This window comes from Trichormus sp. NMC-1, from assembly GCF_001858025.1.
Lineage (GTDB): Bacteria > Cyanobacteriota > Cyanobacteriia > Cyanobacteriales > Nostocaceae > Anabaena.
Genome location: NZ_LZQD01000003.1, coordinates 136,561 through 153,959 on the forward strand (window position 1 = coordinate 136,561; position 17,399 = coordinate 153,959).

General features: G+C 39.8%; 15 protein-coding genes. 7 read left to right on the forward strand and 8 right to left on the reverse strand.

The annotated features are described in order from the left end of the window. The first annotated feature begins 46 nt into the window (after positions 1–46). Positions 47–715, forward strand: a complete 669-nt coding sequence (locus A9Y75_RS11965; protein WP_071189790.1) for a 2OG-Fe dioxygenase family protein — start codon at positions 47–49, stop codon at positions 713–715. A gap of 358 nt (positions 716–1,073) precedes the next feature. Then, positions 1,074–2,360, forward strand: a complete 1,287-nt coding sequence (locus tag A9Y75_RS11970; RefSeq protein WP_071189791.1) for a tetratricopeptide repeat protein — start codon at positions 1,074–1,076, stop codon at positions 2,358–2,360. A 46-nt stretch (positions 2,361–2,406) separates the two neighbouring features. Here A9Y75_RS11970 and A9Y75_RS11975 read toward each other — a convergent pair whose 3' ends face one another. Further along, the gene (locus tag A9Y75_RS11975; protein WP_071189792.1) at positions 2,407–4,491 is read right to left on the reverse strand and encodes a serine/threonine-protein kinase; all 2,085 of its coding nucleotides are present in this window, start codon (positions 4,489–4,491) and stop codon (positions 2,407–2,409) included. Between the two features lie 478 nt (positions 4,492–4,969). Beyond that, the gene (locus A9Y75_RS11980; RefSeq protein ID WP_071189793.1) at positions 4,970–5,473 is read right to left on the reverse strand and encodes a 2TM domain-containing protein; all 504 of its coding nucleotides are present in this window, start codon (positions 5,471–5,473) and stop codon (positions 4,970–4,972) included. Between the two features lie 204 nt (positions 5,474–5,677). On the opposite strand from A9Y75_RS11980, the gene A9Y75_RS11985 reads away from it, so the two are divergent. Continuing rightward, entirely contained in the window at positions 5,678–6,385 is a 708-nt protein-coding gene (locus tag A9Y75_RS11985) for an ROK family protein (protein WP_071189794.1), read from the forward strand. 232 nt (positions 6,386–6,617) lie between these two features. Here A9Y75_RS11985 and A9Y75_RS11990 read toward each other — a convergent pair whose 3' ends face one another. Continuing rightward, positions 6,618–7,460 (reverse strand): prephenate/arogenate dehydrogenase, encoded by an 843-nt coding sequence (locus A9Y75_RS11990; RefSeq protein ID WP_071189795.1) that lies wholly within the window; start codon positions 7,458–7,460, stop codon positions 6,618–6,620. Between the two features lie 83 nt (positions 7,461–7,543). Here A9Y75_RS11990 and A9Y75_RS11995 point away from each other — a divergent pair, with 83 nt between their 5' ends. The 3 genes from A9Y75_RS11995 to A9Y75_RS12005 all read left to right on the forward strand — a co-directional run bounded on the left by A9Y75_RS11995 (position 7,544) and on the right by A9Y75_RS12005 (position 10,835). Continuing rightward, the gene (locus tag A9Y75_RS11995) at positions 7,544–9,100 is read left to right on the forward strand and encodes a pentapeptide repeat-containing protein (protein WP_071189796.1); all 1,557 of its coding nucleotides are present in this window, start codon (positions 7,544–7,546) and stop codon (positions 9,098–9,100) included. 218 nt (positions 9,101–9,318) lie between these two features. After that, the gene (locus tag A9Y75_RS12000) at positions 9,319–9,912 is read left to right on the forward strand and encodes a DUF1517 domain-containing protein (protein WP_071189797.1); all 594 of its coding nucleotides are present in this window, start codon (positions 9,319–9,321) and stop codon (positions 9,910–9,912) included. A gap of 56 nt (positions 9,913–9,968) precedes the next feature. After that, positions 9,969–10,835: a hypothetical protein gene (locus A9Y75_RS12005; RefSeq protein WP_071189798.1), complete on the forward strand. Its 867-nt coding sequence runs from the start codon at positions 9,969–9,971 to the stop codon at positions 10,833–10,835. 123 nt (positions 10,836–10,958) lie between these two features. Here A9Y75_RS12005 and aroF read toward each other — a convergent pair whose 3' ends face one another. The 5 genes from aroF to A9Y75_RS12030 form a co-directional block, all read right to left on the reverse strand. Continuing rightward, the gene (gene aroF / locus A9Y75_RS12010; protein WP_071189799.1) at positions 10,959–12,023 is read right to left on the reverse strand and encodes a 3-deoxy-7-phosphoheptulonate synthase; all 1,065 of its coding nucleotides are present in this window, start codon (positions 12,021–12,023) and stop codon (positions 10,959–10,961) included. Between the two features lie 393 nt (positions 12,024–12,416). Then, positions 12,417–12,923: a PAM68 family protein gene (locus A9Y75_RS12015; RefSeq protein WP_071189800.1), complete on the reverse strand. Its 507-nt coding sequence runs from the start codon at positions 12,921–12,923 to the stop codon at positions 12,417–12,419. A gap of 12 nt (positions 12,924–12,935) precedes the next feature. Further along, positions 12,936–13,205 (reverse strand): 30S ribosomal protein S15, encoded by a 270-nt coding sequence (gene rpsO / locus A9Y75_RS12020; protein ID WP_071189801.1) that lies wholly within the window; start codon positions 13,203–13,205, stop codon positions 12,936–12,938. 205 nt (positions 13,206–13,410) lie between these two features. Then, positions 13,411–14,265, reverse strand: coding sequence for a cyanophycinase (locus A9Y75_RS12025; RefSeq protein ID WP_071189802.1), 855 nt, complete (start codon positions 14,263–14,265; stop codon positions 13,411–13,413). 471 nt (positions 14,266–14,736) lie between these two features. Continuing rightward, positions 14,737–14,937, reverse strand: coding sequence for a hypothetical protein (locus A9Y75_RS12030; protein ID WP_071189803.1), 201 nt, complete (start codon positions 14,935–14,937; stop codon positions 14,737–14,739). 473 nt (positions 14,938–15,410) lie between these two features. Here A9Y75_RS12030 and A9Y75_RS12035 point away from each other — a divergent pair, with 473 nt between their 5' ends. Continuing rightward, on the forward strand, positions 15,411–17,342 hold the full coding sequence (locus A9Y75_RS12035) for an acetate--CoA ligase family protein (RefSeq protein ID WP_071189804.1): 1,932 nt from the start codon (positions 15,411–15,413) through the stop codon (positions 17,340–17,342). The last annotated feature ends 57 nt before the right edge of the window (positions 17,343–17,399 follow it).

Genomic DNA, 17,399 nt, shown 5'->3' on the forward strand with positions numbered 1-17,399 from the left:
ATGTAAAAAAACTGGGAGGGTTAAAAAATGCAAGGAGAAATATCCTATGCAAGAAGTCTCACGTGCGACGGAATTAGAATATGCTTTTCTGTTCACTCTCAGAAAAGTAAATTCAATTAATACTGAAGATTTACAGCCATTTTTTCATAATTTACCAATTGATCCTTACATTAAGGGAGAATATCGCTTCAGAAGGTTATCAAGACTGATAGTTTCAGGGGATAAGTTGATTAAACTTCCTCATGGACATTTATTCCAAAGTGGAGAATATAATCCTTTATTGGGTGATATCAAAAGAGAGTTTGCAGAATTAGATGATGGGTTGGTAGAACTGGATATTTTTAAGAAGGTTGTTTTAGCATTTTGTGATTCTTGTCAACTCCACCCGGAAGCAGAAATTGGTGTTCATCAAATTAGAACTACTTGTTCTCCTGGACATTTAGGAAATCCAGCCCCGGAAGGTATCCATCAAGATGGTACTGATTTTATTGGCATATTTGCTGTAGGTAGAGACAATATTCAAGGTGGAGAAACGCATTTGTATAATGCTAAAAAAGAGAAACCAGTTTTTAACAAAATTCTCCAACCAGGAGAACTGCTGTTAGTTAATGATCATGAATTTTTTCACTTTACTACTCCCATTAAACCTCAACATCCAACTACAGGAACTAGGGATGTTTTTGTGCTGACTTCTCCTAGTTTAATTGTAGATTGAGTATTTTTCTGGAGGATGTTGAAAAAGTTGTAAAATTGATAGAATAACCCCTCTCCAAACCTCTCCCCCCTTGGGAGGAGAGGCTTTGATATCATGTATTTACTGCGTCTAACCCAATCTACACGATGTTCACAACCTCCGTAAGGATTGCTATATGCTATTAAATTACTCTGGTAAACTTGACGACTTTTCAAACAACCTCTGAAAATCCAAAATTGATTAACGTTATTATATAGAGGATGGTTATATAGCGTTTATCACCCCACCCCCAACCCCCTCCCCGCAAGCGATGAGGGGGCTATGATGTATCTCATGTGATTAGGAAATGCTATAAAAGTCTTATTAAGAATAAAAGATTATGAATGAGGAATTTTACAATCGGGGATTAGAAAAAGCTCAACAAAAAGATTATGCTGGTGCGATTGCAGAATTTAACCAAGCTATACAGGCTGATCCTTATTTTAGCGCCGCTTACGTAAAACGGGGTTTAGCATATTATGATTCAGGTGCAATTCTCCAAGCTGTTTCTGATTATACCGAAGCTATTAAACTGGATAACAAAAGTGTCCAAGCTTATTATTGTCGTGCTTTAGCTAGGTTGGCGCTGAAAAATTTACCTGGTTGTTTAGAAGATGCAGAAAAAGTGATTCAGCTGAATCTTAATTTTGCTGCTGGTTATGATTTGCGGGGAATAGTGCGACGCAAACAAGGATATATTCAAGATGCGATAGCGAAGCGCTCCGTAGGAATCGCTAATTTTAAAAAAGCCGCAGAATTATATTTAGAACAAAAGGATGCAGAAAATTGTCGTCTCTGTTTGGAGAAGATTAAACAAATACAACCTAAAAAAGAAACTACCGTAAATCCACCCAGTTCTAAACCGACTCCTGTCATATCTACTCAAGATTATTTCACGCAATTATTAGATAAGGCGGAAAAAGGAGACACAGGAGAAGCAATTGCTGATTTAAATTGGATTTTAAAAGCTGATTCCCAAGATGCACAAGCTTATTGCTGTCGTGGGGTAGTGCGTTGTAAAATGGGAAATTATCGAGAAGCGATCGCAGATTTTAATCAAGCACTACAACTAAATTTTCAAGATGCTATTGTCTATCGCAACCGGGGAAAGGCTCGTTCGCAGTTAGGAGATCATCAAGGGGCGTTATTGGATTTTAACCAAGCAATCAAGATAGAACCAGAAAATGGTTTAGTCTATGTTGCTAGAGGTAATGTCTATCGGTCAATGGGTAACTATCTGGCTGCTATTCAAAACTACGCCCAAGCCTTACAAATTAATCCCCATAATCCACAAGCTTACTACAATCGTGGACTTGTTTACACCTTTTTAGAAGAAATGTCAAAAGCGATCGCAGATTATCAAAAAGCAGCCAGTATATTTTGTGAACAAGAAGACTGGGAAAATTATCAACAAGTATTAGATAGCCTGCAAAAAATCCAGTCATCTGTCCAAGGAATAAACAAAACCACCTATAATCTACTACGTCAAAAACTGTTACGTCTAGTGGGGGGATATTGGGAAATCGCCCAAAGACTGATTCAGCAAAAGAAAAATGTGTATCCGGGGATGTCGGAAGAGTGGTATTTACAAAAAGTGATTAATGATTGGGAAAGCGATCGCCCTTAAACTCCAAAAATATCTCTGAATTCTCTAAAAAATCAGGAATATCAGTCTATTGAGACAACCGCCAAATTTTAATTTTCCTATCTTCCCCACCACTAACCAAAGTCTTACCATCACCACTAAAAGCCAGAGATGTGACTGTACTAGTATCTCCCTGTAAGGTGCTAATTTCCATACCTGTGGACACATCCCATAATTTAATTGTACTATCGCGGTTAGCACCGGCTAAAATCTTACCATCTGGGCTAAAAGCAATAGTAGTCACATTATTCTCTTGTCCAATCAAAGTGGGAATTTCCTTCCCAGTTTCGATATTCCACAATTTAATTTTACGATACTTGGGGTGAGCGTAGCTATCGCGGCTAACACTTGCTAGAATTTTACCATTAGGACTAAAAGCGACAGTAGTCACCGTTTGTAAATTTGGTGTAATTGTACGAATTGGCTTTTCTTTAGCAATATTCCAGAGTTTAATAGTCTTGTCAAAACTACCACTAGCTAAAGTGACACCATTAGGACTCATAGCCACAGTTCGCACCCAGTAAGAATGACCTTTAAAAGTATGAATTAGCTTTCCCTCTGCTAAATTCCAAACTTTAATTGTTTTGTCATCACTAGCACTCACTAAAGTTTTTCCATCAGCGCTAATCGCCAAAGCATGAACTGCGTCAGCATGACTTATTAACGTATGAATTAGTTTTTTACTGCTTAAATTCCAAACTTTAATTGTGGAATCATCACTACCACTAATTAGACTTTTACCATCTGGGCTAATAGCTACCACATTTACCTTTTTTGTATGTCCTTTCAGGGCTGTAATTTCCTGATCTGTGGTAATATCCCATAAATTAATTATACTATTTTTTTCGGCGCAGGGCTTTGTGCAATCACCACTACTAGCAATAATCTTACCATCTAGACTAATCGCCACAGACAAAACCAAATCTTTCTCACCTGGGAGAGTTTTCACCAAAGACATTTTCCCCAAAGATTCCTCTTGAGACTGATGGACAATAGCATCACTCTTAACTGTACTAATTGGTGGTGGACTGAAACTAGAGGAAAGACCAGTTTTTAACTGGCGAAAATGTCTATAACCAGATTCACCTAACCCCAAAGATAAAATTACCCCAGTTATCAAAAGTACATTTCTGATCAAAATATATTTTTTGGGATAAGTAGTGGAATGATTTTTTGGTAAGTTGACAAATGAATTACTAGCTGGTGGTAATAGATGTGTATACTGTTTACTAAAGTCTTTGATCACTTCATTAGCTGATTGGTAGCGATGCTTAAGTTCTATTTGTAAAAGTTTATCTATAACTTGAGCTAGTTCATTACTCACCGGAGTTCGCAAATAATTCTGCCAAGTTTTTACCCAACTGTATCCATGTTCCATCCACAATTGAAAAGGCGAAATTCCCGTTAATAAATGAAAGCAAGTAGCACCTAAACTATATAAATCACTAGCGGGATAAGCTTTCCCATCTCTAATTTGTTCAATGGAAGAATAACCATGTGAACCAATTGAAGTCCCATGTTTTTTTTGAACTTTGGCTGTTAATTGTTTAGAAGAACCAAAATCAATTAAAATTAATCTGCCATCACTTTTCCTGCGAATAATATTTTCTGGCTTGATATCTCGATGAATCACTCCTCGCTCGTGAATAAACTGGATAATCGGTAATAAATCCAGCAAAATAGATTGAATATCCCAATCTCTATAAGTTTTTCTTAACTCCAACTCTTTTAATAAATTATGTCCATCAATAAATTGCTGTACCAAATACAAACAGTTATCTTGCTCAAAGTAAGCTAATAAAGTAGGAATTTGTGGATGTTCCCCTAGTTCACGAAGTCGCTTTGCTTCTTCACTAAACAACTCCATTGCTTTCTTTTGTGACCAAGTTCCTTGGAATTTTGGTGCTAATTGCTTAATTACACAGTAGTCATTTAATTTATCTGTATCTTCTGATAGATAGGTTCTACCAAATCCCCCTTCATCTGAAAGCACTCGCATCACACGGAAGCGATTTCTCAAAAGTGGTACTAGGGGAGTTTTACAAGTTTGACAAAGCTGATTTCCCTCTGGATTTTGGGGATTTGAACAATCTGGATTTAAGCAGCAAATCATGATCTGAGATGCGTGAATGCATGATAAATAATCTGTACTTCTACTCTGTTTTCCTGAATATGGGAAAATTACTAGAGCTATATAATTAATTATTTATTTTCTGATTATTTTCTGATTATATAATATTCAAAAATTAAAAACTGGTCAAAATGCCACTATGATTTGATGTATATTTTGCTATCAAATCGGCAATTACCTATTCGGTAAATATAGAAATCCGGTTTGGTTTCGGAATTTACTTGTGTAGGCAGGGAATAGGGAATAGGGAATTTAGGTGTACGGAGTTTTGTATGGCTACGCCACGCAAGCTATCAAAAATAAAATAGGAGTCCTATATATCTTTATCTAATCACAGATTATCTCTGTTTATTTGTCAAATAGGTTACTAAATTTATGTATTAAATTAACCGAGTACCGTGGGTTTAAATCCCCTCACAAAACTTAATTAGGAATTACGAATTACGAATTACGAATTATTTTAAGCTTGCCATGCTTTAAACCACTTATTCAAGACTGTATTGATAGTCTGTTTGATTTGATGCTTACGATTCCACTTTTGGAAAGCAACTTCGTATTCTTCACCTTTAGTTTGAAAAGTATTCCAGATATCCAGACCTATGGCTAAACCGCAAAATAGTAAAATATAAAGTGACCAGGAAAGAGTATTCCCCCCAATCAAGTCCATCAGCAGCAAAAAACAATTAACAATGGTATAATTACCAAGACGTTTTTTGAATTTACCCCAGCGGTAAATCTCAAAAGCTTGGCGCTGCTGGACTTCACTTTTTTTTCCTAACCAGTCCTGCTCGGCAATTTTTACTAAATCAGGTGATATTTGTAACTCAGCAGCAATTTCTATAATTTGCTGATATGAAAATTCTTGATCAAGATCGTCAGTTTGACGAGCGATCGCTAATTGCAGAATTTGCTGCACCTCTTCTTGGCTATAAGAACGCAGGCTGTTAGATTCAAACGCCGTCATAATGCTTTCTCTGAAAGGAATCTTAATAATAGGGAGCCAGTATTAGCAATCTTCGCCCTAATCCTACACTAGCAAATCTAGATTAGGGTGGCGATAGAGATTTATAACTGCAAGCAAAGCTGAAGACTCTCAAAAAATCTGCTGCTGACGAGAATTTAGCAGCGCATAATAACCAAAGAAGTTGCAGCAGGAGATAAAAAAATTATGCTTGAAGATAACGGATCAATTCGCACCCTGTCGGTGGATATTGGTGGTAGTGGTGTCAAAGTCATGGTTTTGGATATTACAGGTAAACCATTAACAGAAAGGGGAAGGTTAGAAACACCCCAACCCGCGACACCAGAAGTAGTAATTAATGCCATTGCTATGTTAGCCTCATCTCAAGGTGAGTATCATCGAGTTTCCGTTGGTTTTCCCGGTGTTGTGCGTTGTGGAGTCACGGAAACAGCCGCTAACCTAGATAACAATTGGATTGGGTTTGATTTAGCAACAGCATTATCTGGACGACTAAATAAACCCGTGAAAGTAATTAATGATGCAGATATGCAAGGACTAGGTGCAATTGCAGGTAAAGGCGTGGAATTGGTGATTACCCTGGGGACTGGTTTTGGTTCCGCTTTATTTGTTGATGGTAAGTTAGTGCCAAATATGGAAATGGGACATCATCCCTTTCGTCAAGGGAAGACTTATGAAGAACAGTTAGGACGTGCAGCGTTAGAAAAAATTGGCGAGAAAAAATGGAATCGGCGCTTACAAAAAGCGATCGCATCTTTGCAAAGTCTGTTTAACTATGATTGTCTTTACATGGGCGGTGGTGAAGCGGTGCGAGTGAATATGAATTTGCCCTTAAACGTGAAACTCATTCCCAATATCACCGGGTTATTAGGTGGTATTGCTTTGTGGCGAGATTAGCTGTTTTAATCCCCACTGATATCGTGTTCGGTTAAAGACTGATAGTTAGGGAACCGCGCGGTGCAGGGGGGACGCGGGGAGTTTTTTAATAAAGTAATTAAGCGAACATGATAAGTAAGTCAACATAATTAAACATAAAACGCAAACGAGATAGATCCCCGACTTCTCAAAGAAGTCGGAGATCTGGGTATACGTTTTTTTGTACCTCAACTGACGAAAAAACGCTATATTATTAATCTTTAACAAACTTAGGTCGAGTCTGCTGATTTAACTTCATTTGTTCGTTTAGCTGTTCCCACTTTTCTTGTTCAATCAGGTAAATAAATTCGTCGAGGTTTTGACGATACTGATGTAATGAATGTAGCAAGGCTTGACGATTATATTGTGCCATCATCACCCCTAATTCTGGATTTCCACCACCAACGCGGCTGGTATCTCGAAAACCTGAACTAGCAAGATTTTGGGCAAGGTGGGCAATTTCTAGGTCTGTTTCACTCAAACAAGCAGCTATCAAGGAGGCACTAACCATCACAGGTAAATGAGAAATCCAACTAACGGCACGGTCGTGTTTTTCAGGCTGACAATGGTAGATAATAGAACCAAGCGATCGCACAATTTCCTCTAACACTGTAATGGCACTACTTGGTGTTGTCTCTATTGGTGTCAGTACATAGGGACGATTAACAAACAAATTTCGCTGTGCAGCTTCTATACCTGCATCTGTATTTCCCGCCATTGGATGACCACCAATAAAATTTTTCCACATGGGGGCAATAGCTTCTACAATTGGTGTTTTTACTGAACCGACATCAGTCACAATAGTAGTCACAGGCAGATGAGAAATTAACTGTTCAACTTGAGGCACAATAAGTCCTATAGGGGTGCAAATAAATACAACATCGGCTGATGCCAACAAGCTCAAGTCAACTGAGGCTTCATTGACACTGCCCAAGTCAACAGCTTTTTGACAGGTTGATTCACGACGGCTAACTCCTAAAAGATGATGTCCTTGTGACTGTAAATCAAAACCCAGAGAGCCGCCTATGAGTCCCAGTCCTAAAATACCAATTTTCATTTTTGCAATTGACAACTAAACTTTTACATATTCTCTGCATAACTTTACCAACTTATTAAAGTTGGCATTTGAGAGGTAGGTTCATGACTATAGAGGAATTACTAGAAAAATATGCAACGGGAGTCTTAGATTTTAGTGGCGCTGAACTAGCGGAAGTCAACTTGAGCGGCACTAAACTTAATGGTGTCAATCTCAGCCAAGCTAATCTGAGCGTAGCTAATCTCAGTGGAATAAACCTCTCCGAAGCTAATTTGAGTTATGCCAAGCTGAATGTAGCTAGGCTCAGTGGCGCAAATCTGGCTGGAGCTATTCTTAACAACTCCAGTCTCAATGTCGCTAATTTGATTAGAGCAGATTTTAGTCGCACTCAACTGCGTCACGCTTCCTTAGTTCGTGCTGAGTTAATTCGCACTGATTTCACTCGCGCTGACATGAGTGAAGCGAACCTCAACAGTGCCGATTTACGAGAAGCTACACTGCGTCAGGCCAATCTCCGTCACGCTAACTTGAGCGAAGCCAATTTAAGAGGCTCTTGTTTGCGGGAAGCCAACTTAGAAATGGCTAATTTAAACGGTACTGATTTGACTTCTTCCGATCTCAGTGGGGCAAATTTGCGTGACAGCGAGTTGAGACAATCCCAACTTTGCATGGCAAATCTTAGTGGAGCAGACTTAAGCGGGGCAAACCTTCGTTGGGCTGATTTAAGAGGAGCAAATCTGATTTGGGCTGATTTAAGTGGAGCAAAATTGAGTGGAGCCAACTTAACTGGGGCAGATTTGAGCAATGCCAATTTAACCAATGCCAGTTTAGTCCACGCTAACTTAACTCAGACAAAATTAATTAAAGTTGAATGGATGGGTGCTGACTTAACTGGAGCCACATTAACGGGAACAAAACTTTACGCCACTCCTCGTTTTGGTTTAAAAATAGAAGGTGTCAAATGCGACTGGGTTGATCTTTCTCCTACAGGCGATCGCACCATTATCCAAAATTTTAATGAGGAAGAAGTCCGAGACTTTTTTAATGCTACTCCGCCAACAATTCGCATTATTGTTGACTTACCTTTAGAACACGAAGCCAACTTTGTTCTCGCTGGGACTTATTACCAAATTGCTCAAGAATATGCAGGACTGATACAAATCCCCAGTGTAGAAAACGGAAGCCGTAGAACTATTTTTACCTTTCGAGTCAATAGCGATGAAGCTTTATTACCAACAGCTTTTATGGCTATTCTTCCCTTTAAAGATGCCGCCGCTACCCAAAAAAATATTTACACAATGGTAGAGATGATTCGTAAAGAAACGATGACTAACCAAAGTTTCAAATCACCACAACTTGTCAAAAAAATAATCTTTTTAGTTGAAGAAGCTCTGAATAAATCGAAAACAATTAAACAGACGAAAAAAAATCTAGAAGTAGCGGCGAAATTAAGATTTTTTAAAGCACCAACCCAAACAATATTAACAAATTCTAACGCTCAATCTTTAACTATTTATGATCATCCTAACTTTGGTAAACGATTGATGAATCGTCCTATGAGTAGTAGTTCTGTTGATGATATATCCCTTGAATCAGAATATATTAAGCCTTCACTCAAGATGACCTTAGATTTTGTGCAAGGATTTTATTTTATTGGCTAGTAGAGACGTTCTACCGGAACGTCTCTACAGGAGTAAAACCCCCTTGATACCTAATTTTTGGGGGAAACTTTATAATTTCTGCAATCTGCTGTATTTGGAAAAAGAATGGAACAAATAAGCAAACAGGGAGAGATAGAGACGCACAGACCCAATGATTGATGTGTAGGATGGATTTATGAATTTAGTATCAATAATACATACATTTTGGGAGTCAAACAATGCGCGATGGCTTTAATCGGATGATGGGTAAAACACGCTATGTCGTCTGTCGTCTATTCCTACATTTAGGCGGGGGCGAAGTAGCACCAATTTTGGGAATATTAAATCGTGCCGCACGGGAAGCTATTGATGCTGATGGCGATTTGGAAGTTTTGGGAGAAGAATTAGTCTCAATCTGCCAAAGCCTACTTCAATATGATGACTATTGGACTTCAGCCGCTAATGAAGGCGATGTATTTTGGAGTGAAGGCGAAGCGGGAGATTATGTCAATGAATTATTTACCGACTCCGCCCAAAGATATCTCAGTGAACCAGATTTTAGTACAGCTTCCCGTTTCGATGAACCTTTATCTATCCCTGTCACCGACAACGTAGTAGTCATGCTGACAGCCGCCTATGAAGGAGAAGTACCAGAATTAGAAGCAGATCTTTCTAATATCCAGGCGCTGAAGGAAGGCTTTAAAGCTTTAATTAATTTGCACTACAAACATAAACTCCGAGCTATCCAAGTGCATTTTTCACCAGCCCAGTTAGGTGACGAACTGACTAATGATCAGTTATTGCAGTATTTTCCGGAATTGATTCCTTTGTAATTTATTGGTTAGTCTATAATCACTACCCGCATCGATCACTTTAGGAAAATCACACAATGATCATGACCATAGCACGTAAATTTACAGTCATTTTTCTAGCCTTGAGTTTGTGCTTGACAACTGTCGCCTGTGGTGGAAACGAAACTACATCTTCCACTAAAAATGTGAGCCAAACTGCTACCCCCACAAAGATAAATGATGGACAGTATCCAGTACAGCAAGCCACCTACAACGATGGAAATGGGGAGTATACGCTGTTTTTACTCAATAGTCAGCCGCCCACATTTGCTACCGAAAAGTTACAAATGGCACGATTGACAGATGAAGAAATCAAAGAGGGTAAAAAAACTTACTTGAAGGTAGAAAATGGACAGCCAGCTTTATACCTAACAGAAGATTTTAAAATTGAGTACGTTCATAACGTTACTGAAACACAAACTAATCCCCAAACAGGACAAAAAGAAACAGTTGTTGTTCGTCAAGAATCTAACTTCTGGACACCTTTTGCCGCTTCTTTGGCTGGTAACGTGGCAGGTCAAGCCATTGGTAGTCTATTATTTAGACCTCAGTACTATGTACCCCCTGTTTATCAGTCAGGTGGAATTATGAGGGGCTATGGTGGATATGGTTCTAGCTATGACCAAGCAGTTTCCAGCTACCGTACTCGCTACAATGAGCCACCCGCAGCCGTGAGAAATCGCACCGCTTTCCGCACTACAGGAAACATTAGAAGACCATCTAGTCAAGTTCGCTCGACACCCCGCACAAATACAGGTAGAGCTACTGGTTCTGGTTTTGGTGGCAGTACCCTCCGTCCTTCTGGTAACTCTAGCTCTACTCGACGCAATTCTGGTAGTGGCTTTGGTAGTGGTGGACGTTCTTCAAGTCGCCGTTCTTCAGGATTTGGTAACAGAAGAAGGTAATATCGTGTCCGGTTAAAGACTTATAATTAGGACTGACGCGGAGATGGTGAGACACGGGGACGCGGAGATGGGGAAGAATATTTATCTTTTTCTTCTTCCCTGTCACCTGTCACCTGTCACCTGTCACCTGTCACCTGCTACTACTGCCGGTTGTTGCCAGCGCCCCATTACTTTAGCTAGAACTGCTAATTCTGGCATCAACTTATCAAAACGGTCTGGTGTTAAAGATTGGGGTCCATCTGATAAAGCTTTGGCGGGGTTGGGATGAACTTCTATCATCAGCGAATCGGTACCAGCTGCGATCGCAGCCATCGCCATAGAAGGTACAAACTCAGACCAACCGACACCATGACTAGGATCAATCATAATCGGTAAATGGGTCAGTTTTCGCAACACAGGCACAACTGACAAATCCAAAGTATTGCGCGTATACTGACGGTCAAAAGTTCTAATTCCCCGTTCACACAAAATCACATTAGGATTACCCGCAGCCAAAATATACTCAGCCGCCATTAACCAATCTTCAATCGTCGCCGCCATACCTCGTTTTAAAAGAACTGGTTTCGGTTGCGCTCCCACTTTTTTCAGCATGGAGAAATTTTGCATATTTCTCGCCCCGACTTGAATCACATCCGCAACTTCCCCTATTTTCTCCAAGTCTTCTGTATCCATGACTTCGGTAATAATGCCGAGTCCACTCACTTCCCGCGCTTTCGCCAACAATTCCAAAGCACTTTCACCATGACCTTGAAAAGCGTAAGGTGAAGTCCGGGGTTTGTATGCACCACCACGGAGAAACTTAGCCCCAGCAGCTTTTACACGCCGCGCTGTCTCGACAATCATTTCCTCATTTTCCACCGAACAAGGCCCAGCGACAACTACCAATGGATGATGTTCGCTAAACACAACAGATCCATCAGGAGTATTAACCACTACCTCAGAAGCTTGTCCGTGACGGAATTGGCGGCTAACTCGTTTGTATGGTACTTCCACCCGCAACACTTGCTCAATCCAGGGACTGGCTTCCTGAATTTGTAAGGGGTCTAAGTTAGCTGTTTCACCGACTAGACCAATTACTACTTTATGTTGTCCAATGATTTTTTCTGGTGTTAATCCCCAGCTACTGAGTTCCTCGCTTAGACGGTCTATCTCTTCCTGTGGGGAACCCACTTTCATCACAACAATCATGTTAAAATTCCTGTTTATGTGAGTAACTTTTATTGTTTCTGATCTTAAACAGATCGTGGTGTAATAGCGATTTAACGTGAGGTTGCAAAGAATTATTCTATTTAAGAAGCCACCTTACAGGTGTCTACCTCTGCGGTTAGCGTCCAGGAAATCTGATTCTATACAGCTTCATCTGAAAAAAGCTATCACCTTACCTAGGATTTAATACTTATTAATTAACAGATCAAATATCAAAAAAAATGTAGCGCCCAGTACTTTTTCTGAATATTGGGTATAAATAAAAAATTATAATTTTTTGAAAATTGATGTTGAAGAGATAAAATTTCAACTTCAACATTCAAGCTTAAAAATCTACCCAATATTACAGTTATGTAAATACCTGAGCGCTAATGATCAGACGTTCTTGTTTCGAGTTTCGCGCCAAACTTCGGTCATCCGTCCCCAATTAATACCCAACTCACCCAATCCTAGTAAAGTTCCAGGTCTTTCTTCATCCCAAGAAGCGGAAAGAACACCATAGGTTATTCCCAGCACCCCTAAACCAAATAATCCCATGTTCACCAATAACACGGCAATAGGAGGAAGTTGGATATCAGCAAATGTGATCAGCAGATAGCTGGCAACCAAGGTGATAATCCCCAATGCCGTGGGTATACCGCAAAAAGCGGCCACTCGGCGAATCATCCTTTGGCTAACGACTTCAGGAATCGCCATTTCTTCTTTAGTGAAGGTTTGGGGCTTTTGCAGCTGTTTACTAGATTCCTGTGACTTGACTATGGGTTGACTGTTAGTTTTAGGGGCAGTTTTTGGAGTAGTTTTAGCGGTAGTTTTAGCGGGTTTTTGGCGCTTTTTGTTTGGCTCAAAGGGTAAACGACTGCGTTCCGATTCTTCACCAGGCATAAGCGGTAGTTCCTAACCACGAATACCGAGGCGACCAATCAATGCTTGATACTTTTCGCGGCTGTCCTTCTGGATATAAGATAGAAGGCGCTTACGCTGACCAATCATCTTTAATAAACCCCGACGGGAAGAATGGTCTTTTTTATTAGCTTGGAGGTGTTCACTGAGGCGGTTAATGCGGTCAGTTAACATAGCGATTTGGACATCGGCTGAACCAGTATCGGTTTCGTGAACTTGGAAGCCAGAAATTAGTTCTTGTTTGCGCTGTTGCGTCAGAGCCATGATTAATTCAATTTCTATTTTTTCTAATGTCTTCAGCAGTCTCCCATGATATCACAACCTCTAAGCTGTGCGGCGAATTAGCATTGTCGCCTTGTCAACGAAGAGGCAGGAGGGTCGTTTTGATTGCAGAACTTGGATAATTTATTTTTTGGAGTTCCCTAAACAGATAATTTGTGATCTACGAAAACTATAATTTCCTGAAAAGTTAGCTGCCGGTTGTAGCCACTGGTACAGGCAAATTTGCCGCCGAGGGATTATCTATGATAGGTTGACGTGTTTTTAGGTCAAATTTGTATCCATGTGGCAAAATATGTAGCTTCGCGCCGACAATTGCCAAAGGCTCATCCTTCAAAATTTGATCCAGATTATTATATGTAGCCTCTGATTCATCTACAATCGTGACTGCACCTGCGCCAATAACTTCAATCTGGCTATCAGTTACTACCATAGCTGTATTTTCATCAATGCCAAATCCCAAGGCCACAGGCTGTTGCACTAAAGCAGAAATTAAGCGTCCTAAGCGTCCGCGCTGAGAAAAATGCTGATCAATCACTACGCCAGGTAAAAAACCAAGACCAGGCCCCATTTCCACCACTTCAATCCGGGCATTAGTCTGGGAATCACCTTCGACTATCATTTGATCTGGCATGACAGCAGCACCTGCACTGGTTCCGCCTATGACTATGCCTTCAGAGTAACGTTTGTGAATCGCTGCATCAATTTCTGTGTCTTTGAGAATACTGGTGATGCGAGCTTGATCTCCGCCTGTAAAAAATACACCTGTGGCCTTATTAATCGCTTCTAATGCTGTAGATGAAGATGCATCCTCACGAGTTTCTGTATCAATAATGCGAACCTGTTCGGCTCCGAGACGCTCAAAAACTCTAATATAATTTTCTCCGGCTTCTCGTGGTAGTTCTGTTGCTGCCGTCATAATTACTATGTGTGCCTTTGTCCCACCAGAACGGCGCACAAACTCACGCAAGATTGGGGTATCTCCATCTTTTTCTTCGGCTCCGCCAATAATTACTAGCTGCCTTTTGCTATGAATGTCAGTCATGATGGCTCCTAGTTTTTGTTATTTATTTTCACTAAAACATGACATTACAAGTAAGAAATCATCCATTTGATAGATTGCAAAGCCGTAAGAATGTATTTAGTTGTTAGTCAGAACCGTTAATAAATCAATAGCAATTTTCCGTTCTGCAAAATGGTTGGTGGATTCTATTATTTCTATGCCAGATGAGTTCTCAATTTTTAATTCAATTTAATTAAAATTGTAAGTAAGTAGACAGAATTAAATGTCAGATAAAATTTTTGTCGTAGTGAGTGATTTATCTCTCTATTGCTAGGTTTGATAGGGCTAAAGCCCTTACTACTAACTTTTTTTCAGTCTTACTACTTAGCTTTGACAATTTGACTGGCAAGTTTTCATTTGTCACGCCTGCAAATTGCATCATCATTTTAGGCAAAACCTGCAAATCTCCTTCCTTGCTCCATCAATGTGCAAACTATAATCACAACAGCTTATTCAACCTCGACTCCTATACAGTAAGTCAATTAAGAAAAGACGTGCTTGTGCAAGTGAGATATGCCTGGGTTTGCCTTGGTAGACAATTTGGTACTCGTCCAGATCCGGTCCATCTCCATATCCTGAAATCAACTTGTTGTGAAATGCTTCCTCTGCAAGTTGCCGAACTTCATCTCTCAGACTAGCTTGTGTGTTATTCATGCTTGACTTTACCCTGAACACCCTTTTAGAGTTATATATATTTGGCGAACATATTGCACCTTTCCTAGGTTAGATTTTTTATTCATTTTATCCAAAACAAAAGACGTTGAAGGCGAATTAGTAATTCAGTCAAAGTTATGTCCTGAGATAGGAGCAATTTTTAGATCATTGGGATATGCTGAGTTATTGCAATTCGGACTTAATACTTAATCAGTTTGGCTAAACATAAGTAGCCATCATGAACTGCGTACACCAGGACACATGAAAAACTTCTTATTCCCCTCATCGCTTGCGGGGAGGGGTTAGGGGTGGGGTCTTATTTTCAAGTCAGTTAGTCCAAATTATTTACCGTTTCACTTTAAGTTTTATACAAATAGACAGACGCTCTGAGGCGGAGATTTATTTGTAGCTTTAATGAAGTGAATTGATATCAGAAATCAGATTCAGGGTATTTAGCCAAAGGTTAATAATCAATGGTTCAACAGCAAAGCACCGATGTCATTCGCATCAATGCTAGAAGAAGTGATGTTTTCGATATTTTCAATTTAAGGTATTATATTGGACCAAATCCTTATTTAGATACAGGGGCGCTAGTTTTTGATTTTTCTTTGACTGAATATCGACAGCCCCTAGCAATTGAGGAGTATGTTTCAATTATTAGCGATACCTCCAGTGATCTTCGCCCACGCTATCCCCACTTAGCAGAGCAAACCTATAATTCCTACGCTGATTTATTTGCTCATGTCGTCTCGGAAGTGGGTAAATTAGACATGGGTTTGCACTTCCATCTTTGGAGCATCAAGCAATATCCAAATTTTGACAGAATTAGCATTCAATCACTGCATGAACGGACAACTAAATCAGTAGTTTACTTAGTTTGGGATTGGTTGGAAACTATTACTCAAGGTGAGGAATTCTCAATCGATGAAAGATTAGTAAGCTTGCAAAATACATTTCGTGCATCTGTCTATGGGGGTCCCACAGTTTATGCTTTATTGCGAACTGCATACCAACAGGGTATTCCTACTTTCTATTTGTGGGAAGAAGGACTAATGCAATATGGCTTTGGTAAAAAACAGGTGCGGGGAGTTGCAACGACTTTTGACTGTGATAGCCATCTTGATTCAGAATTCAGTACCCGCAAAGATGACTGTAAAGACTTTTTACAAAACTTGGGTTTCCCTGTTCCCAAAGGTGATATAGTCAACTCCGAAAAAGAAGCTGTAGCGGTAGCGAAAGATATTGGCTATCCCGTTGCAGTTAAGCCTGTGGTAGGTCACAAAGGAATTGGTGTTACTGCTGAGGTGCAGAATGTTAGAGAGTTGGAATCTGCTTATAATAGAGCGTTGTTAGCGATTCCAGATGAACAGCCAACTAGGATTATTGTCGAGAAAAGCATATCAGGAACGGATTTTCGGTTACTGTGCGTTGATGGTAAATTTGTCGCCGCTATAGAACGTCGGCCAGCATCGGTTGTGGGTGATGGACACTCAACCATTAAAGAATTAATCAGACGAGAAAATCGTAAACAGGAAAGGAGGGATACACCAACCTCTCCCATGAGTAAGATCCAGCTTGATGAAGCGATGGAATTGTATTTACAGGAACAGGGATTGGAATTAGATAGTATTGTTAAGAGCGATCGCACTGTTTATCTGCGTAAAGTGGCGAATCTCTCTGCTGGGGGAATGAGCATTAATGCTACAAACCCAATTCACCATGACAATATTATCTTGGCGCAAGATATCGCCCAACATTTTCGGCTCACTTGTCTGGGTATTGATATCATTGCTAAAAATCTTTCCGAATCTTGGAAATCTGGCAACTTTGCTATTCTAGAAATTAATTCTGCACCAGGAATTTTGATGCACCTTAACCCAGCATTGGGTAGTAGTGTTGATGTCCCTGCTCATATTTTGGCAACCTTTTTTCAATCTAGCATTGATGCCAGAATACCAATTATTACTTTTAATCAAATCGACCTTACTGAACTGCAAGCAACAATTGATCACATTCTTTTGCAGCATCCCGAATGGACAATTGGTGCTGTTTGTCGTCAAGGCATTTTGATCAATCGTTCCGAAAAAGTATTGAGTCAAGATTACAATCACAATGTCCAGAGTTTGTTGCGTCATCCCAAACTTGACTTACTCATTGCTGAATACCCAGAAGAAATTCTAGAACCAGAGGGGATGTTTTACCAAGGAAGTAATATTGTTGTTTTAGATAATCCCACTGAAACTGAAATGATGTTGGTAAGAGATGTTTTAGATGGTTCTATTGTCGTGATTAAGAAAGACAGGGAGGTTTCTATTCAGCGACAGGGGTTAATTGAGGATTACACTTTGGGCGTTGAGGAAGCTTTTAGCAGAGTTTATTTGAAGGAAATTAGGTCGATTTTGTAATTTTTAAACGCAGAGGTACGCTGAGTAAATCGCAGAGGTACGCAGAGAAATTAACCT